Raw genomic sequence first — 25,637 nt, forward strand, 5'->3', positions numbered from 1 at the left:
TCCCGTAAACAAGCGGACTACGGCACTCCGGGAGCCGGACGAGGAACATACGGATCTCAGGGGTTGAGGCCCCTGCTGCGCAGCCATGTCATCGGGTCGATGCCGGTGGCCTGGCCGTCGGGGTGGACCTCGAGATGCAGATGCGGGCCGGTCACGTTGCCGGTGGCGCCGATGCGGCCGATGACGTCACCCGTGCTGACCTTCTGGCCCACGCTGACGCTGATCGACGACTGGTGGCAGAACCAGAGCTCCGTACCGTCGTCGAGGGTGAGGATCGTGCGGTAGCCGTACGAGCCCGCCCAGCCGGCCTCCGTGATGGTGCCGGAGTGGATGGCCTTGATCAGCGTGCCCGTGGGGGCGGCGAAGTCGAGGCCCGTGTGGTAGCCGGAGGACCACATGGAGCCGGCCTGACCGAAGGTGCCGGTGATCGTGTACGAGACGACCGGCAGCTGGAACTGCTTGGCCAGCTCGGCGAGCTTCGCGGCCTCGGCCGCCTTCTTGGCCGCCGCCTCCGCCTTCTCCTTCGCGGCGGCGGCCTTGGCCGCGGCCTCCCGCTCCGCCTCGGCGGCGGCGTCGTCGATCTGCTTGGCGAGGGCCGCCTCGGTGGCCGCCTGGCTCTTGCTGTCGATCTGGACCTGCTGCGACTCGGCCTGCGCCATGATCCGGTCGCGCAGCGCCTCACCGGCACCCTTTGCGCTCGGCGCGGTGCCCTCGGAGGTGGTGGCGACGTCGCTGAGCGCGGTCGCGGAACCCTTGGGGGAATCGGAGGAGCCGTCGAACACGTGGCTCACGGAGCCGAGATCGGGCATGGAGATCGACACCGGCGGCTTGCCGGTGTTGGCGCTGGCCATGCCGCCAGCGCCGACGGCGGCTATGACGCCGACGCCCAGGACCGTGGAGCTGCGGGCGAGTCCCCCGCCGCGCTGCTTGGCGACGCGGTGCCGGCCGCGGATGGGGGCGATGGACTCCTCGGTGGGATTCCACTCCTCCCACGGGCCCTCGTCGGTGCGTCGGACGGCGAAGCCGAAGGGCTCGGTGCTCGGCGCGAACGGGGCTTGTGGGGCAGGCGGGTTGGACGCCACGTGGGCGTGCTCCTTTCCTTCCTTCTCGCCTACCGGGTTAGCTGACGGGTTCGGAGCAGGAAGGTCTCCTACGCGCGTATACCTGCCGTGCTGCCACGGCGGTATCAGCGCGATTCACCCCAGGGTGGTGGTTCCCCGGTTCCCTTGCGGGATTCGGCGCGTGCGCACGGAGCCGCCTCTTGTGACGGCTGGGACGACCGCGCTGCGTTATCGAACGTTAATAGACCCGGGGTGCCGATTCCAAGGTGTTCCGCTTGATCATTAACCTTTCCGACCTGGACGTACGGCGCATGAACGGCGAAAAACGGGCGAGTTGACCGCACCTCAGGAATCTCAGGAACCTCAGGGTCGTCTTACGGCGAGCAGCGCCATGTCGTCCGTCATGGCCTCCCCGGCATGCCGGCGCACCTCCTGCGCGAGGGTGGCGAGCAGCGCCGCGGGCTCGTGGAAGACCCGGCCGGCGATCCGGTCCGCGGGTTCGAAGAACCGGCCGTGCTCGTCCCGCGCCTCGGACAGCCCGTCGGTGTACAGCAGCAGCGTGGCCCCGCTGAGGAAGGCGGTCTCCTCCGCGCGGTCGGGCCAGCTCCCGAACTCGCCCATGCCGAGCGGCAGGGCGGGCTCACGGGTGTGCAGGGTGTGCACGGTGCCGTCCGGGCACAGCAGCAGCGGGGGAGGGTGGCCGCGCGTGACGATGCGTACGACGCCTTCGCCGTGCGGGAGTTCGGCGAGCACGGCGGTCGTGAACCCCTCGAACAACTCGATGCCCTCGCGCCGCGCCGCCTCGCGCGCCAGCGCCCGGTCCAGCCGCTGCGCGACCGCCTCCAGCGTGGCCTCCTGCTCGGCGGCCTCCCGGAACGCCCCGATGACGACGGCCACGGCGGCCACCGCCCCCATCCCCTTTCCGCGTACGTCGCCCACGACCAGCCGTACGCCGTGCGGACTGTCCTGCACCGCGTACAGGTCGCCGCCGATGAACGCGTCCTCCTGCGCGGCCTCGTACCGGGCCGCGATCGCGAACCCTCCGATCCGCTCGGCGGGGTCGGGCAGCACGGCGCGCTGGGTGGCCTCGGCGATCTCGCGCTGCGAGGCGAGCTCCTCGCGGCTGCGGCGGACGAGGAGGTTGATGAGGACGGCCAGGACGGAGACCGTCGCCACGGTGGCCAGCTCGGTGACCGCCTCCACCTGGAGGAGGATCCCCACCTCGGCGTGGATCGCGGTGACGACCAGGACGGTCGCGATGCCGGTGAGGACCGTGCCCCGGCGCGAGTAGAGCGGGGCTGCGACCAGGGGGGCGGCGGTGAAGAGGGGGCCCGCCGTGAACCGCGACGGCGTGAGGTAGTCGTAGCAGGTCCCGCCCACGATCAGCAGCGCCGGGAGCAGCCGCACAAAGGTGCGCGCGTATGAGATCGGCCCCTCCTGCTCCACCCCTCCAGGTTTCCCGGGACGGCGGCGCGGGGCGAGCCGGATGGCCCGACCGGGGGAAACACTCAGGGCCGGAGTCCAGTGACTGGACTCCGGCCCTGAGCCTTGAGTAGCGGGGACAGGATTTGAACCTGCGACCTCTGGGTTATGAGCCCAGCGAGCTACCGAGCTGCTCCACCCCGCGTCGTTGTGTAACCAGCATACGCCATCCGCGGGGCTGTCTGCGCCAGGGTTTACGGCCGCTCCCGTTCACCTGCGTTTTCGGGTGTCCGCGCCGGTGATCCCAGCCGACCTGCTTTGCTGCCGGGGTCCGGGGGCCCGCGGCGGAGCCGCTGATGTCACAGCCCCCGGGAAAACGCAGCCCGGGGTCCGTAGGGGCTTCCGTCAGGCGGCAGGGTTGTCCGCGTGGGTGAGCGTCTCCCAGGAGACGAAGAGGTCGTCGGTGCCGGCCGGGCGGGTCTGCTCGGCCAGCTTGTGGGCGGCCGGGACGGGGGTGCCGAGCCGGTTCTCCAGGTGGTTGAGGGCGACCTCCAGGTCGGGGCCCATGTTCCCGACGACCCTGCCGCCGCACAGCCACCGCGGGGGCTTCTCCCCCATCTCGTAGCGGGCGTGGAAGTCCAGGGCCGCCTTCAGCCTGTCCTTGACGTCGCCGTACAGGTCGACGCCCTGGTGCCAGGCGGTCTCGGCGATGTGCGCCGTGGCGGCGAGGGAGTAGCCGACGTGCTTGAAGTTGCGGCAGGTCTCCTGCGCGATCCCGTCCTCGAACTTCGTCTCCTTGAACCAGTACGTCTCGAGCTTCTGCACGGTGTTGGCGTCGGAGCCGGCCGGGGTGAGCGGGATCTTGCCGTCCTTGCGCAGATAGAAGTAGTCGGGCACCAGGCCGCGGAAGCGCCTGACGGCGGCGTCGAAGGTCTTGTGGTCGTCGGTGAAGACGGCGATCCCGATGGCGGCGTCGGTCATCGCGAGGTCCCAGTTGCCGTTGTAGTCGGGAAGGTCCCTGGTGACCTCGGGGAGGTAGGCGGTGCGCAGCATGGCCGCGAACCGCCGCACCCGGTCGGCGGGCCAGCCGGCGCCCGGTGCGTAGCGGATGATCTCCGCGGCCCGCGCCCAGGTCGACCCGGCCCACGAGGACTGCAGCTGGGCGTCCTGCGCCGTGTGCCGCTTCAGCTTCGCCGACCAGGCGTCCATGATCTCCCGGGCCTTGAGGGCGTGCTCGTGCTGACCGGTGACGCTGTACAGGAGGGCCTGCGTGTAGGCGGCGATGGCGTCCTGCCGCTCCTCGAGACAGCCCTGCGCGCCCTTGCCGCCCCAGGGACAGTTGACGACCGCGGTCGGCTGCGCCGCGTACTTGTACGACCCGTACTTGCTGTCCCGCATGTCGAGGAACGCCTTCAGCCAGGGCTGCTTGCCCGCGATGACGTTCTTGCGTACGGCCTCCAGCTGGGCCTTGCTGACGAGCACACCGGGGTGGGTGAACGGTGCGCCCGGGGGCAGTGCCCTCGCCATGGTGCGGGTGCCCGGGTCGGTGCCGCAGGAGGCGACGAGCGCCGTCAGCAGGAGGACGAGGAGAACTGCCGCCGCACGTCTGGGAACTGACCTCACTGGCACTACCTCCGCGATCGCCTCCGGCCGGTACGGTCAGCGTGTCCCCTCGGGGAGTCGGCCGCAGGATCTGTTGGGCCGATCGGCCGGTGGGCGGTGGTGTCCGCGGCGTCACTGGGGGCTCCGCCCCCCAGACCCCCGTTCGGCCCTCAAGGGGCCTCGTCATCAAACGCCGGACGGGCTGGAAGACCTACGCCAAGTGCTGATTCGGCGCCTTTGCCCGCCCCGCGTACTCCTCCAGTACGACGACCTCGACCCCCTGCCCCGCCAGCAGCCCGCTCCCGTCCGCCCCCGCCACGAACGTGTCCGGCTCGCGCCAGGCCGTGACCACCCGTCGTACCCCCGCGTCGAGGATCAGCCGCGCGCACGGCTTGGGGCGGGAGGCGCGGTGGGCGCAGGGTTCCAGGCTGCTGTAGACCGTCGCCGACGCCAGCCTCGGGTCGGCCGGGTCCAGCTTGGCCAGGGCCGCCTCCTCGGCGTGGACGAGCGGGTCGTCGGCCTCGCGCGAGTGGCCGCGGGCGAGCTCCGTGCCGTCGGCGGCGACGATCACCGCGCCGACGCTGAAGGCCGTGCGCGAGGGCGGGCACTCGGCCGCGAGGTCGCAGGCGAGGGCCAGCCAGTGGTGGTCGGCGGCGGCGGGGAGCCGGCCGGTGCCGGGGGCCGTGGGCTCGTAGCGCATGAGGACGACGTCCTCGATCCGGCGGGTTTCCGTCAGGCGCAGGCGGCCGGGCTGGTAGGCGCCGGGGCCGAAGAGACGGGGGGCGTCCGGGTCGCCCACGAAGAGGGGCGCCAGGACGAGCTGGAGCTCGTCGGCGAGGCCCTGCTGGAGGAGCTGGGTGTGGATCGTGCCGCCGCCCTCGACCATCAGGCGCCGCACGCCGCGTGCGTCGTGCAGATGCTCCAGGAGGCGGCGCCAGTCGAGGTCGGGGCCGAGCGGGACGACGTCGGCGGCGAGGCCGAGGGTGCGGGCGCGCCCGGCGCCCTTGTCGGTCGTGTAGACGAGCTTTTCGCCGCCCGTGTGCCAGAAGTTGGCGTCCGGGTCGAGGTCTCCGGAGCCGCTGACCGTGACCTTGAGCGGGTACTCCGGCTGTCCGGCCGCGACGCGGGCGGCGCGGCGCTCGGGCGAGTTCACCAGCAGGCGCGGGTTGTCGGCGCGGATCGTGCCGGCGCCGACGAGGATCGCGTCGACGGAGGCACGGACCTCGTCCACACGGTCGAAGTCCGCCGGGCTGGAGAGCAGGAGGCGCTCGGGGCCGGTGTCGTCGAGGTAGCCGTCGAGGGAGACGGCGGCGGACAGCAGGACGTACGGGTACGGCATCGGACGCGCTCACTCTCGGCGGCGGACGGGCTGGGACGACGGGCTGCGAACTGGACGCTTGGTTAAACTTTGAAACAAACCTACACTGGTCGCATGACGACTCGCTGGCTCACGGAGAAGGAGCAGCGCGCCTGGCGCGCGTACATCGCGGCGACGCACCTCCTGGAGGACGCGATCGACCGGCAGCTCCAGCAGGACGCCGGCATGCCGCATCTGTACTACTCCATCCTGGCCAACCTCTCCGAGGCACCGGAGGGCAGGCTGCGCATGACCGATCTCGCCGAGCGGGCGAAGATCACGCGCAGCCGGCTGACGTATGCCGTGACCCGGCTGGAGAAGGACGGTCTAATCCGGCGCGAGGACTGCCAGTGGGACAAGCGCAGCAGCTTCGCCATGCTGACCGACGAGGGGATGGCCGTGCTGGAACGCACGGCGCCCGGACATGTGGAGACCGTGCGTTCGCTGCTCTTCGATCAGCTGACCCCGCAGCAGGTGGAGCAGGTGGAGGAGATCTTCTCGGGCGTCGTGCAGGCACTGGAGCGGGAGGAGGAACGCCCCACCTCGGAGGACGTTCCCTGGCGCCGCCGCTCCTCCGGGCCGTGCTCCTGAGACGGCCCGGAAACCTGACGTATCCCGAAAAGCTGTTGCTTCAAATTTAAAGCATGGGGTAGGGTTCCCGGCCATGAACCTGCTTCAAAACTGAAGCAGATATGGACGACCCCGGAGACCCGCATGCCCGACTTCCCCGCCGCCACCCCGCGCTCCCGCGTCCGGGTGCCGCTGCGCTTCCAGGACGGCTACAGCGTCGACGCCGAACTGGTCACCTTCCACGGCCTGACCGACGGCCAGGAGCACGTGGCCGTCGTCCTGGGTGACCCCGCCCCCGGTACAACGCCTCTGGTCCGCCTGCATTCCGAGTGCCTGACCGGCGACGTGTTCGGCTCGGCCCGCTGCGACTGCGGACCGCAGCTGCGGGAGGCGGTCGAGCGGATCGCGGACCGCGGCGGCGTACTGCTCTATCTGCGCCAGGAGGGCCGCGGCATCGGCCTCTACAACAAGCTGGACGCGTACGCCCTCCAGGACCAGGGCCTCGACACGTACGAGGCGAACGCGGCCCTGGGTCTGCCCGAGGACGACCGCGACTACACGGCGGCCGCGCAGATGCTGGGGGCGCTTGGCATCGACAGCCTGGACCTCCTGTCCAACAACCCCGACAAGGCCGGCCAGCTCCGTGAGCTGGGCATCGACGTCCACGACCGCGTTCCCACGGGCGTCTTCACCACCGCCCACAACGTCCGCTACCTGCGCGCGAAGGTCCTCCAGACCCAGCACACGCTGCCGCTGGCGGAGCTGAACGCGGGCTGACCCGGCCAGGCTCGGGCCGATGACCGCGGGATGCCGCGCAGCCGCCGCTCACCACACGCACGGCAGCAGCACGTCGATCACCGTCGGCCCGCCGGCCGGGCTGGAGACCTCCATGGTCCCGTCCAGCGCGGCGACCCGCCGGCGCATGCCGAGCAGTCCCGAACCGCTCGTCTCGTCGGCACCGCCGTGGCCCTCGTCGCCCACCCGCACCCGCAGCCCGCGCCTGAGCCGCTCGAGCCGGACCGAGGCCCGCGGTGAACCGCTGTACTTGGCGGCGTTGGTGAGCGCCTCCGCCACCACGAAGTACGCGGCCGCCTCCACCGCGGCGGGCGCCCGCAACCCGTCGTCCTCGAGCCGGTCCACCTCCACGGTCACCTGCAGCCCTCCCCCACTCCCGGCTTCTCCCCCACTCCCGACTTCGCTCGAGCGGGGGCCCCATGAGCGGGGGGACCCCCAGCCCGCGGCCAGCGCCCGTACGGCGCCGACCAGGCCGCGGTCGGTCAGGATCGGCGGGTGGATGCCGCGCACCACCTGGCGCAGCTCGTTCAACGCCTTCTCGGCCTGGTCCTGCGCCTCGTCGAGCAGCTTGCGGGCGGTCTCCGGGTCCCGCTCGTAGGCGCGCTTGGCAAGCCCGATTCGCATGGACAGAGCGACCAGGTTGGCCTGTGCGCCGTCGTGCAGATCGCGTTCGATACGGCGCAGTTCGGCGCCGTGCGCGGCGATGGCGTCGGCGCGGGTGGCAGCCAACTCCTCGACGCGCGCGGCAAGTCGGGCCTTCGGGGACGGTTTGAGCAGGGCGGTCGACCAGTCCGCCTCCAGGTCCGCGAGCCGCACGATCAGCGGCAGGACGAGGGGTGTCCGGTGCAGCAGCCCGCACCACACGCCGTCGACCACCAGGCCGACGGGCCACAGCGGCAGCGCGAGGGCGAGCAGGGCGCCGTAGAAGTAGTCGGCGACCATCCAGCGCAGGTCGGTGAATGTGCCGGGGTCGCGTACGGCCGTACGGATCCGCTCGCGGAGCGTCCCGGTGAGGGGCTGGTACGCCTCGGGGATCCGCTGCCCCGTCCACGCAGCCGTCATGCTCCGCTTGGCGCCCGCGATCCGCCGGATGATCAGCACCGTCTCGGGCAGCATCCAGGCGCCGACCACCGCCAGCGTGGCGATCGCGGTGATGATCAGCACCGTGATGAAGATCCACAGGCAGAACGCCATCGCCGCGGCCGGCACGAGATGGACCGTGGCCCGCCACGCCTGCCGCACCGTTTTCCCCATGCCGCCACGCTAAGCGACCCGCACGCGGCGGCGCGGTGTAGCGGACTGCACCATCTGCGCCGGTCAGCCACGGGCTGGTGCTTTCTTTGGGGGCATTCCGCGGTGCCGGGTCCGGCACGGCGCAACTCGGGCGCCCGGTAGCGCCGAGTTCCGCCTGCGGGCAGTCATGCCTCCCCCAGTGCTTCAAGGTCTGGGGAGCGGCCCCCGTTTTTCGCCCCCGCGCCCCTACCCGTCCCGTACCTGGGGGCTGCCGCCCCCACACCCCCGCTTTCGGCCTCAACGGCCTCGTCCTCAAACGCCGGGCGGGCTGAAAAATCAGCCCGCCCGGCGTTTGAGGAGCGGGGGTGGGCGCAGACGACACCCGGTAGCAGGGCCCGGTACCCGACCTCGAACACCACCGCGCACACGCTTGCCGACGCCCGCACAGGCGCCGCGGGCCAGCCCGCCGCACTCCCAGCGCCTCACGCAGGCCCGGCCGCCCGAGCCGCCAACAGTCGTAGCACCTCGGTGAGTTGGCGTCGCACCTCCGGATCGGCGACAACCCCGTCCGCACCGACCGTCTCCCGCCCCACCGCGATCCGCACACAGGCCGGCTCCACGATGTCGGCGCCGGTGTAGCCGAGCACCGTCCGCAGTGTGGCCTCCGCACCCTGCCCGCGCCCCGGCGCGGCCGCATTGACCCAGGCCACCGGCTTGTCACAGATCTCGGTGCCGCCGACCGTCCAGTCGAGCAGGTTCTTGAACGCCCCCGGCAGGGTCCCCGCATACTCCGGAGTGCAGACCAGCACCCCGGCCGCCCCCTCGATCGCCGCCCGCAGCCCGGCCACGGCCTCCGGCAACGGGTCCACGTCGTGATCGGGGTTGAAGTGCGGAAGGCCCGCCAGACCGCCGTACAGAACAGCCTCCGCCGGCACCGACGGCGCCACGGCCTGCGCGGTACGCAGCACGGCCTCGTTGGTGGAGCCGACCCGCAGACTCCCGGACAGCAAGAGGATCACCGGCGATGTGGACATCCGCCCAACTTACTGCGGACCAACCTCCCTTCCGGCGTGCCACAGCCGGTTCTTCACCCTCCCACCCTTATCTTCAACCCCAACATGTTGTGGCTGACGGCGAGTTGACGCCCACAGATTGTGTACAAGGATGCGCTCCGCCGGAATTGGGCCACACATGTCCGGGACAGCCGCAGATCGACGACGAGTGAGGGCGTTCATGACTGAGCGATTCGGGGACGGTACGACACGGGTGGCCGGCGAGACGCGGCCGGCGGCCCGGCCCGCCGTACCGCACCCCGCGAGGCGTATGCGGTCGACGACCCGGTCATTCAGCGTCGGCGAGGGCAAGGGATACCTCACCGTCGCGCACACACCCGACGGCCGCGTCGCCCAGGTGATGGTCCGCATGGCCAAGCAGGGCTCCACGCTCGCGGGCATGATGGACGCCTTCTCCTCGACCGTCACCCGGGGCCTCCAGCACGGCGTCCCGCTCGAAATCCTGGTGGCGGACTACGTCGGGACCCGCTTCGAACCCTCCGGTCTCACCAACGACCCGGACATCAAGCAGGCGGGCTCCGTCATGGACTACGTCGGCCGCCGCCTCGCCCTCGACCACCTGCCCTACGAGACCCGGGCCGGCCTCGGCATCCTCACCGCCGCGGAACGCGCCGCGAAACAGACCCTCGACGGTGTCGGCGACGCCGTATGGACCGATCTCGTGGGCCTGTCCATGTCCGCACCGTTCGTGGGGCGACCGCGCCGCGGCTGAGGGTCGTACGAAAAAACGACACGGCGCGCGGACAACCGCAAGATCCCAAATGACTACTATCAGTGCATATATTGTCACAATACGTAGCCACGCCAGGGCGTCCCGCCCGGGTTAAGAAAGGGTCTCACCATGCGCAAGTTTCAGCGCGTTGCCGTCGTAGCCGCAGCGATCGCGGGCCTGTCCGCCTTCGGTGCCGGCGTCAGCTTCGCCCACGACCACGGCCACGAGGACGAGGGCGTCACCGCGGTGGCCAACTCGCAGTCCAACGCCGTGGCCTACGACGACGACAGCCGCAGCGGGCGCCACGGCAGCCCGGACGCGGCCCCCGCCTTCACGACGGGAAGCGACTTCAGCCTCGGGAACGTCACTCCGCCTGCGGCCAAGTAACCAAGCCCCGCCCAGCAGGCCACGGTCACGGCCGCGGCCTGCTGGGCGGATCACCCAGCAGGCCGCTTCATCCGACAGCAGCTTTCGACGACTTACTTGCCGAAGCTGTTGCTGCAGCCCATGTCCGAGCCCTCCGTCGTGCTCTGCGCGCCCGGGTTGCCCTCGCCGTTGAGCGCGTTGCCCAGCAGGCCGTTGATGAGCCCGACCTCACCGAGAACGCTGATGTTCAGGTCGTGCGACCTGCAGGTGGTGCTCTGCTGGACGCCGAGACCACCACCGTCGGCGTGGGCGACACCGCCACTCAGAAACCCGACACTCCCGAGGGCGGCGACCAGGACGGCGGCCTTGCGAAGCTTGTGCATGTCATCTCCGATGGAGCGAAGTGGATGCGACCTGTGACAGATCAACTCCTTGCTGCAACGGCAGATTAGTGCGAAATACCCCAAAAAGGACGGCAGCGCGCCAGGTTTCGTGATCTCGCGCGTGATCCGGCATGTGATCTCGCAGCGAAATCGCCGCGGCGGACAGCGGCGGACAGCATTTTCAGGTGACTCGGAGAGTCGCCCGTCGGCGGATGTCCGTCGAGGAGCGCCCGACCTTGATCTCGAACGTGCCCGGCTCGACGACCGTGCGCAGTTCGTCGTCCACCAGGGTGAGGTCCCGGCTCGGCGTGATGTCGAAGGTGACGGTGGCCCGCTGCCCGGCCTCCACATGGGCCTTCCGCACGCCGCGCAGCCGGATGTACGGCAGCGACACCGACGCCTGGTTGTCCGTCACGTACAGCTGCACCACCTCCGTGCCGGCCCGCTCTCCCGTGTTGGTGATGTCCACGCGCACCCGGGTCGTGGCGTCGGCCCCGATGGTGTCGTCGGTCAGCCTGATCCGGTCGTAGCGGAACGTGGTGTAACCGAGGCCCGCGCCGAACGGATAGAGCGGTGTGGAGGGCATGTCGATGTAGTCGTCGGCGTCGGCCCGGGCGCGCTTCTGGTCGTACGACAGAGGGAGCTGGCCGACGTCACGAGGGAAGGTGACCGGCAGCCTGCCGGTCGGCTCGACGTCGCCGAACAGGGCCTCGGCGACCGCGCGGCCCCCGGCCTCGCCGGGCAGCCAGGCGATCAGGAGGGCGGGCAGGTGCGCGGCCGCCCAGCGCAGCGACAGTGCCCTGCCGGTGACGACCACGGCGATGGTCGGCGTGCCGGTCGCGTGCACCTCTTTCAGGAGCCGCTCCTGTACACCGGTCAGGTCCAGCGAGGCGGTGTCCTTCAGTTCGCCGTCGGTACGGTCGGGGGAGAAGTAGCCGCCCTTGGTCTGTTCGCCGACCACGACGACCGCCACGTCCGCCTGGAGCGCCGCCGCCCGTGCGGCCGCGAGACCGGAGGTGTCGGTTCCCGTCACCTCGCAGCCGCGTGCGTGCACGATCCGTACGTCGTCGCCCACCAGTTCCCGGAGCGCCTCGCGGATCGAGGGGGTGGGATGCAGGGCGGGGTAGGCGTTGTACTCGCCCAGGAGGTTCAGCCGGTCGTCGGCGTTCGGGCCGATCAGAGCGAGCGTGCGCACCCGGTCGCGCGACAGCGGCAGCAGTTCTCGTCCCCCGCCTCCCTTCCCGGGGTCGTTCTTGAGCAGGACGAGCGACTGCCGGGCGCACTGGAGCGCCAGTTCGCGGTGCGCCGCGCAGTTGACGACCCGCTCGGCCCGGTCCGGATCGACGTAGGGGTTCTCGAAGAGGCCGAGCCGCTCCTTCAGGGTGAGCACCCGGCGTACCGCACGGTCGAGCAGCGCTTCCTCGACGCCGCCCTCCCGTACGGCGGCGGCCAGTTGGTCGAGGTAGATCTCATCCCACGACAGGCTGATGTCGACCCCGGCCCGCAGGGCGAGCCCGGCCGCCTCGCGCGCGGTGCCCGCCACGTGCTCGCGCACGAGACTGCGTACGTCGTTGCCGATGACGACCCCGCGGAAGTCCAGCTCGTCGCGGAGCAGTTCGGTGAGGTGTCTGCGCGAGCCGTGCACCACGATCCCGTCCACGGTCTGCTCGCTCGCCTCGGTCATCAGCGCGCCCGCCGGACCGAACCCCGCCCGCCACGGCTCCAAGTGGGTCTGCCGGAAGACACGTTCACCGATCTCGATGGAACTGGTCTCCAGACCACCGGTGTTGGGCGCCTCCATCGGGAAGGTGCACAGGGAGGTGACCACCGACTCGGGGGAGGCGAGGTCGTCGCCCTGCATCGCCGGGACCAGCGCCTCGATCATGCGCGCGGTGAGGTACGGGTCCTCGCTGAACGACCAGGCGCCACGGCCGTACCGGGGGTCGCGGTTCAGCTCGGCCATGATGGTGCTCAGCGCGTGGATACCGACCGCCCGTGCCTCGCGGGCCACCGCGCCGTACACGCGGCCGATCAGTCGGGGATCGAAGGTGGCGCCCAGCGCGAGCCCCTCGGGAAAGATGGTCGAGCCGGGTCCGACCGAGCCGTGGGTGCCCTCGCTGATCTGCAGGAGGGGGATGCCGAGCGGGTTGGCGCGGGCGAGGCGCTGCAAGTGGTTGTGCTGCAGCGCCTGTTGACGCGGGCTCAGTGGGTGAGGGACCGGGACGGAGCCGGAGAGGGACTGGTTGACCAGGCCGAATAATCCCCCGCCCGGGCCCAGCGTGATCCGGTCCGCCTTCTCCCCGACCACGGTCTCACCGCGCACGTACGCCTCCCGGTGCTCGCGCGTGCCGGTCGGATCCGTGGAGTCGCCGAGGAGTTCCTGGGGCAGACAGACCGGGATGTTCAGCTGCGCGATCTTGTCGGCGACGGACATCCTGGCCAGCAGCGCATCGACTCGCCGTCCCCGGGGGGCTTTCGCCATCGGCGTCACGAGACCCGTACAGGCGGCCAGCGCCAGGCCGGCGAAGGCCCGACGGGAGATCTTCGCTTTGTCCATGACGGCAGCCTCGCAACGTCGAACCGGACCGGTCAGCGGCCGAAATGCTGAACCACCGCGACTTTGGTCGCTGCTTGCGCCGACCGAAGACTGAGGGGAATTTCCTTACGATCGTGAGGAATCGCCTCCGCCGCGGTGCCCGCCACGCCGTACGGACCGTGGCGGACGTACGGTCGCGGCGAGGGCCCTGGGACTCACCTGCTCAGCCACGCCTCGATGCGTGCGGCCCAGGCGCGGTCGTCGGTCGTCTCCATGAATTCCTTGCGGTCGATCAGGAGGTAGACCTCCCCGGCCGGTACGGTGCCCAGAATCAACGGCTTGCCCGCATTCAGCAGACCTCCGATGAAGCGGCCGTACAGGTCGGTGAACCTGACCTCCACCGAGGTGATGTCCGCTCGGCGCAGCACCAGATCGCCCCCGTCCTCGCCCCAGTCGCCGAGCACCAGCCGGTCCTCGTGCAGGGAGACCTTGCCGCGGCGCAGGAACAGCGCCTTCTGGCTGACCATGCCGGCCGTCTTGTCCGCGGAGGTCTTGCGGCGCAGCTCGTCGGCGGTGGCGCCCACGTAGTCGCCCCGGACCTGGAGTGTCTCGTCTTCACTCATGAAGCCAACGTGCCACCGGCCGCGGCGCCCACGCGTCGGCCCTTCGTCCGCCGCCCCATGACTTTGGTAGCCGGAGGCCGGTCCGCACACCGCCGAAAGTCAGCACCGGCACTCCGCCGCGTCATCCGCTCACGCATGGCCCCGAAAGCGAGTCAGCGCCCGAGCCGGCCGAAGCCGACCCGAGCGCTGTATGGCAGGTCAGAGGCCCTATGCCCCGACCACCACCCGTAGGCCCTGTGGGACTCGAACCCACAGCCCATGGATTAAAAAGTACTGAACAGCCCTGTCGACGTCGTCGTTCAGAGGCGGAGCAGGCGTTGGGTGATCTCCCGGTACTGCCTCAGCGCCAGGTGGAGTTCGGCGGCCCGCGTTTCGGGGTCCTGGTCCTGCCAGCCCGCGTGGAGGGTACGCCGCTGTTCGGCGAGGACGTCCATGAGCTGGGCGGTGACGTCGTCGAAGGCTCCTTCGGCTTCCTCCAGCGACTCACGCGGAGCATCGGGGAACGTGTTGACAGCCCGCCCGAGGCGCCTGGCGATCTTGTCTCGTGCCTCCGACGGGATCAGCGGTGCCGAGCCGGGGGCATGACGTCCCGTGACGTCGCGGGGCTGGTCCGCGGGCTGTTGAGCGCGTGTCTGGTCGTACATCATCGAGTACCGCTTTCCTGTGCGTCGTGCCGGATGTCCGCGGCGGCACAGCCCTGAGCCGTGCAACCGTCACCACCCGGCGCCGGCCTGTGCCGGCGCGATGCCGCCTGCGACGGGCCGCGGTTTGCTGCACAGGCGGGAGTACGGTGGAGAAGACGAGGACTTTTCGTATGCCGGAACTCGGGCCGGCTCAGGAGCGCCCTCTCGTGTTCCGGTCCTCGTGCTCCGGTGAGTCCACCAGACCACATTCCTTCCACCGCACGCCACCCGTCGTCAGGGGCAGCCCGTGACCCCGGCCGCGCCATCCGCATCCAGGCCGAGGAACCACGTGTGCCGCTCAGTCCGAACCCCTCGAAGACGGTCACACCGTCCGGCCCCAACCCGCAGCCCCAGGGCTACGACGGCTCGTCTCCCTTCCCGCCGGATGGCCAGGCGCCCGCACGCGACGGGGGTGAGCGGCTGTACGTGACCGTGGCGGCGGTGATCGTCGTGCTGCCGTTCATGGCGCTGGGCCTGGCCGGCCGGCTGCTGTGGGGGCGCCTCATCCACCCCGCCGACGTCCTGCCCGCCCGCCGGCCCACCCCGGAGCGCGTCGCCGCCCGGCGCGCCTGACATCACCCACTCATCCTTGTACTTCCGCCGGCAGGAGCTCTCATGACCACCGCACTGCAATCCCCGCCCCCCTCTCATCCCCTCCTGCGCCTGCGCCTGGCACCCCGCGGTGACCTGCAGAGGACCATCGACGGAGCGTGGTGGCCCCATTCGTACGACCTGCTCGCCGAACTTCCCCGGCTGCTCGCCGGGTTGCCGCGCGCGTGGGGCCACATCACCAGCGTCACGGTCAACGGGGCGACGTGGTCCGCCGGCCCCGGCCGGATGCTCGTCGCCAACCAGGTCGTACGCCTGCGCAGGAACCTCACGGCATCCGCCCCGCAGACCATCGTCCTGCTCACCCCCGGCCAGGGGCGCTGGGATCTCGTGGTCCTGCCCCCGGACACGACCGAGGAGGCTGCGGAACCGCTCATGGCGACCGCGGCCGGCGGTCACGTGTGACGCGATCAGGATCAGCCGGGTGGTGGCCACGGCGATCACATCCCCACGGCGCGCCGCTGGTTCGGGACGTGTGACGAGAGGGCACCCCCGCTCGCCCTGAAGGGGACGGCCCGTGGCGGAGGATGAGAGTGGTCGCGGACATCACGCAAGCCCCCGTCTCCGGGCCCGGCTCACTTCTCCCGACGGGCGTTCTCCACGGAGCGGCTGGTCTCCAGCCACGACTGTGCCGGTTCTGCCGGGCGGGCGGTGTCCACGGTGAGGTCGAGGCGCGTTCCCCCCTCGGCACCCGCGGGGTAGCTGCGCTGCTCGGTGGCGGCGAAGCAGCGTCGGAGCACCTCCGCGACCCGACGGGCGGCCTCGGGCGAGGCCGCGACGACACGGACCTCGGCGTACCCGTCCGTGGGTGCTTCCGTGGATTGCATGGCGACCTCGGAGTTCGATGCCCGTTGGAAGACGGGCCGGTTCTTCACTCTACGCCGCTGCGTCCCACGGCCCTCGCGGATGACTCGCGGGCTCCCCGGCCGCCGCCGGCCGGGGAGTACCGTGAAGCCAGGAAGCCACGCCGTTCCCTCATCCCGGGCAGGCAGGCGAGAGTGATGTCCGACTCCCACTCCCCGCGCGTGACCAGGCTCCTGCCGGACGCCGTCCACCAGGCTGTGAAGCCCGGCACGGCCGTCGTACGGCTGGAGACGACACACGACCGCCAGGGAGTGCTCGACGGGGCGTGGTGGCCGCGCTCCCGTGACATCACCGCCGAACTTCCCGCCCTGATCACCGCGCTCACCGAGTACCTCGGGCCCATCACTCGCGTCGGCCTGGACGCCGACGCCTGGGAGGCGCTGCCGGCGCGAATGACCGTCGACGGGCGTGTCGTCCGCATCGATTCCTCTCCGGTCGGCGACGACACCGTCCTGGTCACCCGGGGCGAGCAGGATCTCTTCTCCCTCCTCGTGGTCCCGCCGCACACGAGGCCCGACGCCGCGCGCGCCGCCATGGCCGAAGCGGTCCGCTCCGACAACGTCACGCAGGCCGCGCAGATCCTCGTCGACACCGGCAGCGGACCGTGAGAGGGGGTCAGCCGCGGCGGTCCTCGGGTCGGCCCGGCGCCGGGGCGGGGATCTCCGTGGTGTCGAAGCCGCCCGAGATGATCCGTGTGGCGAGGTCCGCCAGGCGCAGGTGATGGGAGCGGGCGTACGACCGGAACGCGGCGAAGGCGTCGTCGACGGAGGTGTTCCAGCGCTCCGCCAGCACGCCCTTGACCTGCTCGATCAGGACACGGCTGGTCAGCGCGGTCTCCAGCTGGCTGTTCTCGACATGCGACTGCTCCAGCGTGCGCTGCTGGAGGATCGCGATGGTTGCCACGTCGGCGAGCGCCTGGGCGAGCGCGATGTCGTCGTCGCCAAGGCGGAGGGATGTGGTCTGGAAGAGGTTGAGCGCGCCGACCACGCGATTGCGCAGGCGCAGCGGGATGGCGTGCGTGCTCACGTACCCCGTCTCATGGGCCCGTACGGCGAAGCGCGGCCAGCCCGCCGTCGCCTCCGGGCGCGTCAGGTCGATGTTGGTCCGCGCGGTACCGGTGCGGTAGCACTCCACGCACGGGCCCTGGTCGTGCTGGAGCGCGAACAGCTCCAGCAGCCGGGTGTGTTCGTCCGAGGCGGCGATGATCTGCAGTTCCCCGTGCGCGTCCGCGAGGAGGATCCCGGCCGCCGACACGTCGAGCAGTTCGACGCAGCGCGCGGACAGCCGCTGCAGCAGGTCGATGACGTCGAAGTCCTCGACGAGGGAGTCGGCTACCTCCACGAAGATCTCCGCCAGACGTCGTTCGCGGGCCATGCCGATCATCCCTTTCCACCATCGGGCGAATACGGCCCGCTCACATCGTCGTCGAATCGGAGCCTGCGGGCCACCACGTCCTGCGCCACCTCTCCGAGAGGGCGACCGCTGGCATACGCGTGGGCCCGCAGACGCAGGAGGGCGACCTCCATGGACACGCCCAGTTGGACACTGACCATCCCCGTGGCCTGATGCACGGCCGCGCGATGCAGCCCCGACGGCCACTCCGGGAACACGCCGAACCCGGGCATGTCCCCGTTCCGGCCTCCACGGGGTGCCGCCCCGTTCAGGAAGGCGCCGGTCAGTGCGGCCGTCAGGGCGGTGGCGTCCGCGTACTGCTGGTCGCTCAGCCGTCGGTCTCCGTCGCACAGCACGGTCAGGACGCCGACCCGGATGGCGCCGATACCCAGCGGGAAGCAGCACACACCGTGGACACCCAGCTCGCGCGCGGCCGGCAGCAGTGCGGGCCACCGCTCGGAGCGCACCCGGTCCAGGTCCGGCTCCACGACGGGTGTTCCGGTGCGGACGGCATCCGGCCCGGGGCCCTCACCGAGCGTGAGCTGGAGTTCCTCGAACCGGGCGCTCAACTCCGGGTGGCACCACAGCGGTTCGGTCATCCGGCCGCCGTCCAGCAGCAGCGACAGGGCGACACCATGGGCGCCCAGCACCCGCGCGCACGCCCGCCCCGGGTCGCCGGTCTCACCGCGACGCAGCGTCCGCAGGAGGTCGGCCATGCCGTCGCTGATCACCGTTACCCGCTCCTCGACAGCCGTGGGGCTCCGAGGTGCGGCGCCGCCTGGCCTGCGCCGTACATTACGTGCCCCGGTGGCGCGTCGCCGCACGGTCCGCGGTTATGCCCTGCCAGGCGTCCTGGGCACTCGCGTACCGGGGGAACCACTCCAGCAGACCGGCGGCCCGGAACAGGAGCGCCGCTCCCGGCCCGGTGTGGATCACGCGTGCCCATCCACCCCGCCGGTGGCAGTCGTGCCAGGCCGCGCACAACGGCTCCAGGACGCTGCCGTCCATGAACGTCACGCCGCTCAGGTCGACGATCAGGAACAGCCGCCCGCTGCCGTGACGGGCGTCCTCCAGATCATGCGTAAAGGCCGACGCGGTCGCCACGTCCAGCTCACCACCAGCCCGGACCACGCGGCACTCGTCGAACACGTCGGGATGCGGGCTCATGCGCCCCATCTCCTCAGTCGGTCGTACGGCTTCCGTCGTGCGCAGAGCCTCTGTTGCGCGGAACGGGACTTCACGGAGAGGGCCGGGGCCACGGGCGACCGTATGACAAGCCTACTGCTGTGGCGGCTCGGCCGGTCGTCCTTCCCTGACGCCCATGGACATGACCGAAAGCGACAAGGACGAGACCCGAGGCCCGTGGTCTCTCCGCCAGATCCAGGGCTCGGCGAACATCGACGGCGGCCTCCTCTTCCACGTCCTGGCCGGCAACCTCGGCCACCAGATCGAGCACCGTCTCTTCCCCCGGCCTGCCCAGCAACCGCTCCGCAGAGATCGCGCCCCGGGTGCGGCAGGTCTGCGCCCGCTACGGACCGCCCTGCGTTCTCCGTCGTCTCCGAGGCCCGGGTAACCGGAGTTCGCTTTCCCGGGACAGGGTCAGGAGGCAAGGAGTGCCCCCACCCGGCAGCCCGACCATGTCTCCTTGGTTCCGCCAGTCCCAGGACTCGTACGCGGCCTGTCCGGCATCGTCGGCCGGACGGAGCAGCGCGACTCCGAGTGCGACGTGCCGATCGGCCAGCAGGCGCTGTTGCAGGCGCCGGGCGATGTCGCGGTGCTGGGGGTGCTGCGGCGCCACGACCTGGGTGAGGAGCAGGAACCGGGCACAGCCGGTGAGCCGTTGGACGCTCTCCTGCAGCCCCCGCTCGGACCGGGCACCGGGGCCCACCGGAAAACCGAAGGAACAGCCCACCAGCACCGTCGTCTCGGCGATCAGCAATGCGAAGCCGGGCCGCCGGGCACTGACGGCCAGCCGCCACAGGAACTCGCCCCGCTCCTGGCCCACCTTCCCGGAAGAGCCCACGACCGACGACACCACCAGGTCGGCGATCTCCTCGGTCATCCCCTCCGCCTGTTGACGACTCAACCGGCGCAGGCGGATCCCGTCCTTGACGGGCGGCACACCGGCGTGGTCGCCCGTCGTCCGCGTGCCGCCGGCCGGCGCACCCGCCACAGCCGCGTCCAGCAGCTCACACAGCGGGGCGGGGGGCACGGGGTGCGCCGGGTCTGCGAGGAGCCGGGACGCGGATCCCGTGACGGCGAGGAGGCGGCTGATCTGCACGCACGGATGGTGCAGCCACAGAGAAGCATGCACCCGGTCGGCACGCCTCGACGTCGTCAGGAAGACATTCAGGCCCTTGGCGTCGCAGGAGCCGACGGTGGTGAGGTCGACGTCGATGACGGTCACCCCGTCGAGCAGACACCGCTCCAGCGCGGCCCGGAGCAGGGGCACCGTCCCCGGCCCGATCTCACCGGCGAGCGTGACGAGGGCCCGCTCCCCCCGGTCACGGCGATGGATGTCCAGTCGCTGCACAACCCTCACACCGTCCCTCGGCCGGGGAGCTCATCGCCCAGGGGAGACAGCGGACGTGCTTCGATCGCGGCGGACATGATGCCGACCCGTCTCCGCACCGCCAGCTCGAGCGGTCCGGGTTCGTCTCTCGCCGAGGACGACTCCGGCACGAGTACCGGAGTGCGTGATGCCCTCGGTCTCTCCACCGTACGTCGCCGGCCGCCCCCACCCACAGCACTGGACGGGCTCACCCGAAACGAGCGCACCGCCTGCCGAGCGGCTCATGGAGACGACATCCGGGCAGACGGTCCACCCGAGGGGGCACACTGCCGAACCCCTCACTCACCGGGTATCCACTGAGGCTGCTTTCACAACCTGCCGCAGGTATCCATGTTTCCCGCTCGCGCAGATCCACATCATGTGCCCCTCGTGCCGCACCGGCCGCTCACACATCGCAGGTTCTCGTTTCGGAAGTCGCTGAAGGGATCTCGTAGCGGGTCCAGCCTGGTGAAGTGGCCGGTGGTGACGGCCGGACGGCTGCCCGGTCCTGCCCGGCCCGTGGTGAGCGGATGCAGTTGGACGTCGGCCCGGCGGGCTCGGTTCTGTTCAGCGGTGTGTCGCTCCAGGTACTGGCATCAGGCCCGCCGGGTGCGAGCGGGAGTGGCGGCCTTGACCAAGGCCCGGAACGCCGAAGTGTCCGTCGTGCGGGAGGCGGTGGACGCCCGGCGTTGACCATCCGGCGAGCACTTCCACCGCTCAGCCGAGCCGCGGCGTGTGCTCCTTCGTCGGCCGAATGATGGCGGCTTGGGCCAGTCGCGCACGCACGGACCCCGAAAACGAAGCGGCGCCCGAGCCGACCGAAGCCGACCCGGACGCCGCACAGCAGGTCAGAGGGCATATCCCCCGCCTACCACCCGTAGGCCCTGTGGGACTCGAACCCACAACCAATGGATTAAAAGTCCACTGCTCTGCCAATTGAGCTAAGGGCCCCTGGCGATGTTGCCTCCCCGAGCATAGCCGGACACGGCCGCGTCTCCGATCGGGTATCGGGGACACGGCCGTGCCAGAGGCGAAGATCCAGCCGGAGTGTCAGGGATCGACCTTTTCGGGAGTGCCTCCGTGAGTACCGCCGGAGGCCGCCGCGCGTGCCGCCTCCCGGGCGAGCGTGCGTTCGTGGTCCGGGTTGAGGAACCAGTGCCGGGCCGACGCCCCCCACCACGCCGCCGCGAAGCCGAGGACGGCCAGGACGGCGACCGGGGCGTAGTTGAAGCTCTCCCAGGTGACCGGTGAGACCTGGGGCAGCATGAACAGGACCGTGATCACACCCACCCACACCATCGAGACGATGCCGACCGGACGGGACCAGCGGCCCAGGTGCCACGGCCCCCGCACGAAGTCGTCGCCCTTGCGCACCCGCAGCAGCGTCGGGATGACGTACGCGATGTACAGGCCGATGACGGCGATCGAGGTCACCGCCGCGTACGCCGTCACATTGATCAGATACGGCAGTCCCAGCACCAGCGCCCCGGCCGCCGCCAGCCACACCGCCGCCACGGGCGTCCGCGTCCGCGGGCTCACCGTGTGCCACACGCGCGAGAGGGGCAGGGCGCCGTCGCGTGAAAAGGCGTAGATCATGCGGCTGTTGGCCGTCACCGAGGCCATCCCGCAGAACAGCTGCGCGCCGATGACGACCAGGAGCAGCAGCTTGCCTGCCGTGGCGCCCAGCGCGTCCAGCAGGATCTGGGCCGGCGGCGCCCCCGTGGGCGAGGCGAGCTCCTTGTCGTAGGACTGGATGGCGAACGTGAAGCCCAGCAGCAGGACGAAGCCCGCTATCCACGACGTCCAGATGGACTGGACGATGCCCTTCGGGCCCGCCGTCGACGCGTCGTGCGTCTCCTCCGTCATATGGGCCGAGGCGTCGTAGCCGGTGAAGGTGTACTGCGCCATCAGCAGGCCCAGGAGCACGACGTACACACCGCTGCCCCAACCCGTGTTGTTCACGAACTTCGTGAAGACGAAGGACGCGGACTGGTGGTGGTCGGGTACGAAGGCCAGCGCGCCGACGATGACGCCGACGCCGAGCACGTGCCACCACACGCTGATGTCGTTGAGCAGAGCGACGATCTTCACGCCGAAGGTGTTCAGGAGGCCGTGCAGCACCAGGATCCCGGCGAAGAGCAGGACCGTCCGGCCCGGGGTCACCTCGAAGTCGAACTGGAGGTTCAGATAGGCGCCGAGGAAGGACGCGGCGCCGAAGTCGATGCCCGCCGTCACCGCCACCTGACCCAGCACGTTGAACCAGCCCGTGAACCACGCCCAGGCGGCGGCCGAACGCGGGGGCGCCAGGCGGTGGGCCCAGAAGTACAGGCCCGCGGAGGTCGGGTAGGCCGAACAGATCTCGGCCATCGCGAGCCCGACGAACAGCGTCATCAGGCCGACGGCCACCCAGCCCCAGGTGATCACCGCGGGACCGCCCGTGTTCATCCCGAAGAGGTAGAGGGTCAGGCAGCCCGACAGGACGGAGATGATCGTGAAGGAGACGGCGTAGTTGGAGAACGCCGACATACGGCGGGCGAGGACCTGGGTGTAACCGAGCTGGGCAAGCCGTTCCTCGTCCGACAGCCCACTCTCTATCGCGTCATCTGTCATGCCCCCAGCGATTCCCACACCGAGGGCGTGACACACGTCACAACTTGGCTAGAAAATACCCTTGTAGCCCTGCCAGCCGGACGCGATCTTCACCCGGCCCCCGAACGACCCCTTCCCGTCACCGGAGTTGCGGTACACGTTCCCCGCCGTGTCCCGCTCCACCAGGTCCGCCTTGCCGTCACCGGTGATGTCGCCGACGCCGACGAGCGCGTTGTACGAGCCGCCCCAGTTCGAGAACAGCTTCGCCCGGGCGCCGAACGTGCCGTCTCCCTTGCCGTAGTAGCGGTACAGGGTGTTCGCCCTGTCCTGCGCCAGCAGGTCGCCGATCCCGTCGCCGTTCAGGTCACCGGCCCCGACGACCTTCTTGTAGCCGCGCCAGTCGCCGTACAGCGTCACCCGCGCCGACAGCTTCCCCGTGCTCGTGCCCTTGTACAGGTACACCGTGCCGGTCGAGGCATTGCGGGCGATCAGGTCGGGGCGGCCGTCCTTGGTCACGTCGCCGGGCGAGGTGAGGACGTCGTACTGGTTCCAGCCGGAGGTGCCCAGCGAGGTGTACGGGGTCGACGGCGCCAACTCCCCGCCGCAGTCCGGGCGGTAGGCGCGCAGGGCGCCGCTGCTCAGCCGGACCAGGACGTCGTTGCAGCGGTCGCCGTTCAGGTCGCCGAACGGCACCGGCCTGATCGTCGTCGGCCAGCCGATCCCGGTCACCGTCCCGGAGAAGGTGCCCTTGCCCGTGCCCTGCTGGAAGGCCAGCTTGCCGGAGCTGCTGAGGGTCAGCAGGTCGCCGATACCGTCCGGGCCCCAGACGTCGCCCACGTAGTCGCGGTGGACAGCCGCGCCCCTGCGTACCTGCACCGAGCCGTTCACCTGCAGCGGGGCGCCTACGCCGTCCGCCGGGTCGACGCTCAGCGCCCAGTCGTAGCCGCCGTTGGGCAGTGGGCGGCCGGCACTCGTCCTGCCGTACCACTCGACCTTCAGCTCACCGCGCGTCTCGCCGCCGCTGCGGGTGTCGACTACCTTGCCGGTGGCCTTGCTGCGCACGGTCAGCTGCCAGCCCGCGGCCGGCTTCGACAGCAGCACCCGGGTGAGCGGACTGAACTCGGGGCGCTCGATGTCGGTGGTGACCATGTCCAGGCTGTCCGGCGGGTCCAGCAGCCGCAGCGGCTGCTGCGGCACACCGGACGGGACGATGTGCACCCGCTCCTGGGCGTCGACGTAGGCGGCGTTCGCGCCCGACTCGTCGACCGTCCAGCGCACATCGCGCTGCGAGACGCCGGTGTCGGGCAGTTCGCCGATGACCCGGCTGACCGGGTTTCCTTCGGCGACCGTGGTCAGCACCAGCTTCTCGGCCGCCTTGTCGTGCGTGACGACATACCCGTCGCCGAGCTTCGCCTCGTCGGCCGGGACGGACACGGACTTCTTCGTCGTACGGTCGAACACCCCGGCCGTGTCACCGCAGTTCCAGTACAGATAGCGGCCGAGCGCCTGCAGTTCGGTCGGTGCGCAGCCGACGCCGTCGAGGGTGAGCGTCTCGACGGTCCTCTTCGCCGACAGGTCGTACGCGCTGACCCGCCCGGGGGTCACGTCCGCCGTCCACAGCAGGTCACCGGAGAGGGCGGCGGCGCCGGGAGCGCGCGTGACCTTGGCCGGCGCGTCGTCGCGGATCTTGTAGACGTATTGCTGGGTGGCGGTGGTGTAGAGGACGTACGTGCCGGAGACGTCGGTGATCCGCCCGCCCGCGGGCACATCGCGGTCCCAGAAGGCGTACTGCCCGGGGCCGTTGACCCTGAGCCGGTCGTACTCCCCGGACTCCCGTTCCAGCCAGACGGTCGGCCCGGCGGCCGTACCGAACACCTGCGAGCAGCCGACGTCGCCGGCCGGGCAGCTGTACAGCTTGATGTCGGTGCCGTCGTAGTTCGAGCGCGGACCATAGGTGGGCGTACCGGTGACGGCGACCGTACGGCCGTACGTGTCACGCGTGTTGCCCCAGCTGGCGTCCGCCTCCACCAGCCGCCCCTGGTCCAGCGACAGCCCCTGGATCGGGTACGGCGGCTTCGGCAACGGCTTGACCATGGTGACGGTCGGTCTGCCGTCCGCGCCGGCGGCGATCCGCTGCACGCCCCAGTCGTCGGTGGCGGCGCTGGTGCGGCCCACAGCTACGGCGGTGCCGTCGGAGACAGCCGAGACGCCGACGTTCGACCCGGCCAGCAGAGTGACCTCGGGACCACCCGCGATCGCCTTGGCATACACCGTCGTACCCCCGCTGGGCCGGTGCACCAGCCAGTCGCCCACGACGGCCAGATCCTGCGCCGGGTTGACCCCGCTGCCTGCGAGCGGGACCTCGACGGGGGCAGCGGAGAGGTCGGCGCGGTCGTAGACCAGGACGGTCGTCTCATTGAGGTTGAACAGCACGACGTGGTCGGAGGTGACCTGGGCCTTGAGGTAGACCTTGGTGCGCAGCGGGGTCATGTCCCGCACCTGTCCGGTGTGCCGGTCGACCATCACCGACAGGTACTGGCCGTCCTTGGCGCCCTGGAACAGCAGCCCGTCCGCGTCTGCGCCGACCGGCTGCCCGAGGTTCACCCCCGCCGGCACACCGGTGACGGGCACGTCCCGGGTGCCGCCGTCGGCGGCCGGGAGCAGCAGATGCATCTCGCGCCAAGCCGTCCCGTTCTCGTCGGGGACGTTGCGGTACGCGACCGCCAGGTCCTGGTAGCCGGTGAGCACGCTCAGGCCCTCGGGTGCCTGCAGCGTCCGGGTGCTGCCGTCGACCGCGTTCCACAGGTCGACCCGGCCGTCCGAGTAGCGGCTGACCATGACGTCCCCGCCGGAACCGCCGCTCACCACGCTCCCGGTCGGCCGGGTCACGGGCACGGACGTGCCGTCGGCGTACCGCGTCCAGACCAGCCCGGCGCCCTCCAGGGTGTGGAAGACGCCCTGCGTCCCGGCCGCGTCGTGACCGCTGTACGTGGACGCGCTCCACAGCGCGCCCGAGGTGTACGTGGAGCGCATGGTCGCCGGCACCACCGTCTCCTGCGCGGCGTCGGCGACGGCCGGTGCCGACGGAAGCAGCGGGCTCAGGCCTGCGGCCAGTACCGCCGAGGCGGCGACGAGACGCAGACGTACGAAGCCATGACGAGTCAAGGAGACCCTCCCCGAAGAACGAGGCGTCGCGCACGCACCCGATGTCCGGTG

24 protein-coding genes, 2 tRNA genes and 1 riboswitch are annotated in these 25,637 nt (G+C 70.7%); of the genes, 7 read left to right on the plus strand and 19 right to left on the minus strand.

Annotated elements, in window-relative coordinates; translation table 11 throughout:
- Nucleotides 1-56 precede the first annotated feature (56 nt).
- The 5 genes from EDD92_RS22960 to EDD92_RS22980 all read right to left on the minus strand — a co-directional run bounded on the left by EDD92_RS22960 (nucleotide 57) and on the right by EDD92_RS22980 (nucleotide 5,424).
- On the minus strand, nucleotides 57-1,082 hold the full coding sequence (locus tag EDD92_RS22960; protein ID WP_123966066.1) for a M23 family metallopeptidase: 1,026 nt from the start codon (nucleotides 1,080-1,082) through the stop codon (nucleotides 57-59).
- Nucleotides 1,083-1,093: 11 nt separating this feature from the next.
- A riboswitch (cyclic di-AMP (ydaO/yuaA leader) is annotated at nucleotides 1,094-1,251 on the minus strand.
- 173 nt (nucleotides 1,252-1,424) lie between these two features.
- A complete protein-coding gene (locus EDD92_RS22965) occupies nucleotides 1,425-2,507 on the minus strand; it encodes a PP2C family protein-serine/threonine phosphatase (protein ID WP_123966067.1) in 1,083 nt (360 codons plus the stop codon).
- A gap of 107 nt (nucleotides 2,508-2,614) precedes the next feature.
- Nucleotides 2,615-2,688: transfer RNA gene (locus EDD92_RS22970), tRNA-Met, on the minus strand.
- 200 nt (nucleotides 2,689-2,888) lie between these two features.
- Complete coding sequence (locus tag EDD92_RS22975; protein WP_399183736.1) at nucleotides 2,889-4,112, minus strand: alginate lyase family protein; 1,224 nt, start codon at nucleotides 4,110-4,112, stop codon at nucleotides 2,889-2,891.
- A gap of 184 nt (nucleotides 4,113-4,296) precedes the next feature.
- Nucleotides 4,297-5,424 (minus strand): dihydrofolate reductase family protein, encoded by a 1,128-nt coding sequence (locus tag EDD92_RS22980; RefSeq protein WP_123966068.1) that lies wholly within the window; start codon nucleotides 5,422-5,424, stop codon nucleotides 4,297-4,299.
- Between the two features lie 93 nt (nucleotides 5,425-5,517).
- Here EDD92_RS22980 and EDD92_RS22985 point away from each other — a divergent pair, with 93 nt between their 5' ends.
- Complete coding sequence (locus EDD92_RS22985; RefSeq protein ID WP_123966069.1) at nucleotides 5,518-6,033, plus strand: MarR family winged helix-turn-helix transcriptional regulator; 516 nt, start codon at nucleotides 5,518-5,520, stop codon at nucleotides 6,031-6,033.
- Between the two features lie 123 nt (nucleotides 6,034-6,156).
- Nucleotides 6,157-6,789 carry a GTP cyclohydrolase II gene (ribA, locus tag EDD92_RS22990; RefSeq protein ID WP_123966070.1) on the plus strand — a complete coding sequence of 211 codons (633 nt, stop codon included), beginning with the start codon at nucleotides 6,157-6,159 and terminating at the stop codon, nucleotides 6,787-6,789.
- Nucleotides 6,790-6,837: 48 nt separating this feature from the next.
- Here ribA and EDD92_RS22995 read toward each other — a convergent pair whose 3' ends face one another.
- Both EDD92_RS22995 and EDD92_RS23000 read right to left on the minus strand, forming a co-directional pair.
- Entirely contained in the window at nucleotides 6,838-8,061 is a 1,224-nt protein-coding gene (locus EDD92_RS22995; RefSeq protein WP_123966071.1) for a histidine kinase, read from the minus strand.
- A gap of 461 nt (nucleotides 8,062-8,522) precedes the next feature.
- Nucleotides 8,523-9,074, minus strand: a complete 552-nt coding sequence (locus EDD92_RS23000) for an NADPH-dependent FMN reductase (RefSeq protein ID WP_123966072.1) — start codon at nucleotides 9,072-9,074, stop codon at nucleotides 8,523-8,525.
- Nucleotides 9,075-9,273: 199 nt separating this feature from the next.
- On the opposite strand from EDD92_RS23000, the gene EDD92_RS23005 reads away from it, so the two are divergent.
- Nucleotides 9,274-9,825, plus strand: a complete 552-nt coding sequence (locus tag EDD92_RS23005; RefSeq protein WP_185124101.1) for a ribonucleoside-diphosphate reductase — start codon at nucleotides 9,274-9,276, stop codon at nucleotides 9,823-9,825.
- Between the two features lie 129 nt (nucleotides 9,826-9,954).
- Nucleotides 9,955-10,212, plus strand: coding sequence for a hypothetical protein (locus tag EDD92_RS23010; RefSeq protein ID WP_030938430.1), 258 nt, complete (start codon nucleotides 9,955-9,957; stop codon nucleotides 10,210-10,212).
- Between the two features lie 92 nt (nucleotides 10,213-10,304).
- Here the strand turns inward: EDD92_RS23010 and EDD92_RS23015 are convergent, their stop codons facing one another.
- From EDD92_RS23015 to EDD92_RS23030, 4 genes are all read right to left on the minus strand, one after another.
- Nucleotides 10,305-10,574, minus strand: a complete 270-nt coding sequence (locus EDD92_RS23015) for a hypothetical protein (protein ID WP_123966073.1) — start codon at nucleotides 10,572-10,574, stop codon at nucleotides 10,305-10,307.
- A gap of 181 nt (nucleotides 10,575-10,755) precedes the next feature.
- The gene (locus tag EDD92_RS23020; RefSeq protein WP_123966074.1) at nucleotides 10,756-13,131 is read right to left on the minus strand and encodes a glycoside hydrolase family 3 C-terminal domain-containing protein; all 2,376 of its coding nucleotides are present in this window, start codon (nucleotides 13,129-13,131) and stop codon (nucleotides 10,756-10,758) included.
- 194 nt (nucleotides 13,132-13,325) lie between these two features.
- The gene (locus tag EDD92_RS23025; protein WP_123966075.1) at nucleotides 13,326-13,733 is read right to left on the minus strand and encodes a hypothetical protein; all 408 of its coding nucleotides are present in this window, start codon (nucleotides 13,731-13,733) and stop codon (nucleotides 13,326-13,328) included.
- A 299-nt stretch (nucleotides 13,734-14,032) separates the two neighbouring features.
- On the minus strand, nucleotides 14,033-14,380 hold the full coding sequence (locus EDD92_RS23030; protein WP_185124102.1) for a hypothetical protein: 348 nt from the start codon (nucleotides 14,378-14,380) through the stop codon (nucleotides 14,033-14,035).
- A 327-nt stretch (nucleotides 14,381-14,707) separates the two neighbouring features.
- On the opposite strand from EDD92_RS23030, the gene EDD92_RS23035 reads away from it, so the two are divergent.
- Together EDD92_RS23035 and EDD92_RS23040 are read left to right on the plus strand one after the other, a co-directional pair.
- Nucleotides 14,708-14,989 carry a hypothetical protein gene (locus EDD92_RS23035; RefSeq protein ID WP_185124103.1) on the plus strand — a complete coding sequence of 94 codons (282 nt, stop codon included), beginning with the start codon at nucleotides 14,708-14,710 and terminating at the stop codon, nucleotides 14,987-14,989.
- A 42-nt stretch (nucleotides 14,990-15,031) separates the two neighbouring features.
- Nucleotides 15,032-15,430 (plus strand): DUF5994 family protein, encoded by a 399-nt coding sequence (locus EDD92_RS23040; RefSeq protein WP_123966076.1) that lies wholly within the window; start codon nucleotides 15,032-15,034, stop codon nucleotides 15,428-15,430.
- 170 nt (nucleotides 15,431-15,600) lie between these two features.
- Here the strand turns inward: EDD92_RS23040 and EDD92_RS23045 are convergent, their stop codons facing one another.
- Complete coding sequence (locus EDD92_RS23045; RefSeq protein ID WP_123966077.1) at nucleotides 15,601-15,852, minus strand: hypothetical protein; 252 nt, start codon at nucleotides 15,850-15,852, stop codon at nucleotides 15,601-15,603.
- Between the two features lie 174 nt (nucleotides 15,853-16,026).
- Here EDD92_RS23045 and EDD92_RS23050 point away from each other — a divergent pair, with 174 nt between their 5' ends.
- Nucleotides 16,027-16,497 carry a DUF5994 family protein gene (locus tag EDD92_RS23050; RefSeq protein WP_123966078.1) on the plus strand — a complete coding sequence of 157 codons (471 nt, stop codon included), beginning with the start codon at nucleotides 16,027-16,029 and terminating at the stop codon, nucleotides 16,495-16,497.
- Between the two features lie 7 nt (nucleotides 16,498-16,504).
- On the opposite strand, the gene EDD92_RS23055 is transcribed toward EDD92_RS23050, so the two are convergent.
- From EDD92_RS23055 to EDD92_RS23090, 7 genes are all read right to left on the minus strand, one after another.
- Complete coding sequence (locus EDD92_RS23055; protein WP_123966079.1) at nucleotides 16,505-17,272, minus strand: GAF and ANTAR domain-containing protein; 768 nt, start codon at nucleotides 17,270-17,272, stop codon at nucleotides 16,505-16,507.
- Nucleotides 17,269-18,012, minus strand: a complete 744-nt coding sequence (locus EDD92_RS23060; RefSeq protein WP_123966080.1) for a GAF and ANTAR domain-containing protein — start codon at nucleotides 18,010-18,012, stop codon at nucleotides 17,269-17,271. The genes EDD92_RS23055 and EDD92_RS23060 overlap by 4 nt, the downstream gene beginning before the upstream one ends.
- A 64-nt stretch (nucleotides 18,013-18,076) precedes the next feature.
- Nucleotides 18,077-18,448, minus strand: a complete 372-nt coding sequence (locus EDD92_RS23065) for an STAS domain-containing protein (RefSeq protein WP_123966081.1) — start codon at nucleotides 18,446-18,448, stop codon at nucleotides 18,077-18,079.
- A gap of 361 nt (nucleotides 18,449-18,809) precedes the next feature.
- The gene (locus EDD92_RS23075; protein WP_260326697.1) at nucleotides 18,810-19,814 is read right to left on the minus strand and encodes an STAS domain-containing protein; all 1,005 of its coding nucleotides are present in this window, start codon (nucleotides 19,812-19,814) and stop codon (nucleotides 18,810-18,812) included.
- Between the two features lie 896 nt (nucleotides 19,815-20,710).
- A tRNA-Lys gene (locus tag EDD92_RS23080) sits at nucleotides 20,711-20,783 on the minus strand.
- A 99-nt stretch (nucleotides 20,784-20,882) separates the two neighbouring features.
- A complete protein-coding gene (locus EDD92_RS23085; RefSeq protein ID WP_123966083.1) occupies nucleotides 20,883-22,442 on the minus strand; it encodes an amino acid permease in 1,560 nt (519 codons plus the stop codon).
- Between the two features lie 48 nt (nucleotides 22,443-22,490).
- Nucleotides 22,491-25,586: a VCBS repeat-containing protein gene (locus EDD92_RS23090; protein ID WP_123966084.1), complete on the minus strand. Its 3,096-nt coding sequence runs from the start codon at nucleotides 25,584-25,586 to the stop codon at nucleotides 22,491-22,493.
- Nucleotides 25,587-25,637: the final 51 nt, after the last annotated feature.

This window comes from Streptomyces sp. TLI_185 (genome assembly GCF_003814765.1).
GTDB lineage: Bacteria > Actinomycetota > Actinomycetes > Streptomycetales > Streptomycetaceae > Streptomyces.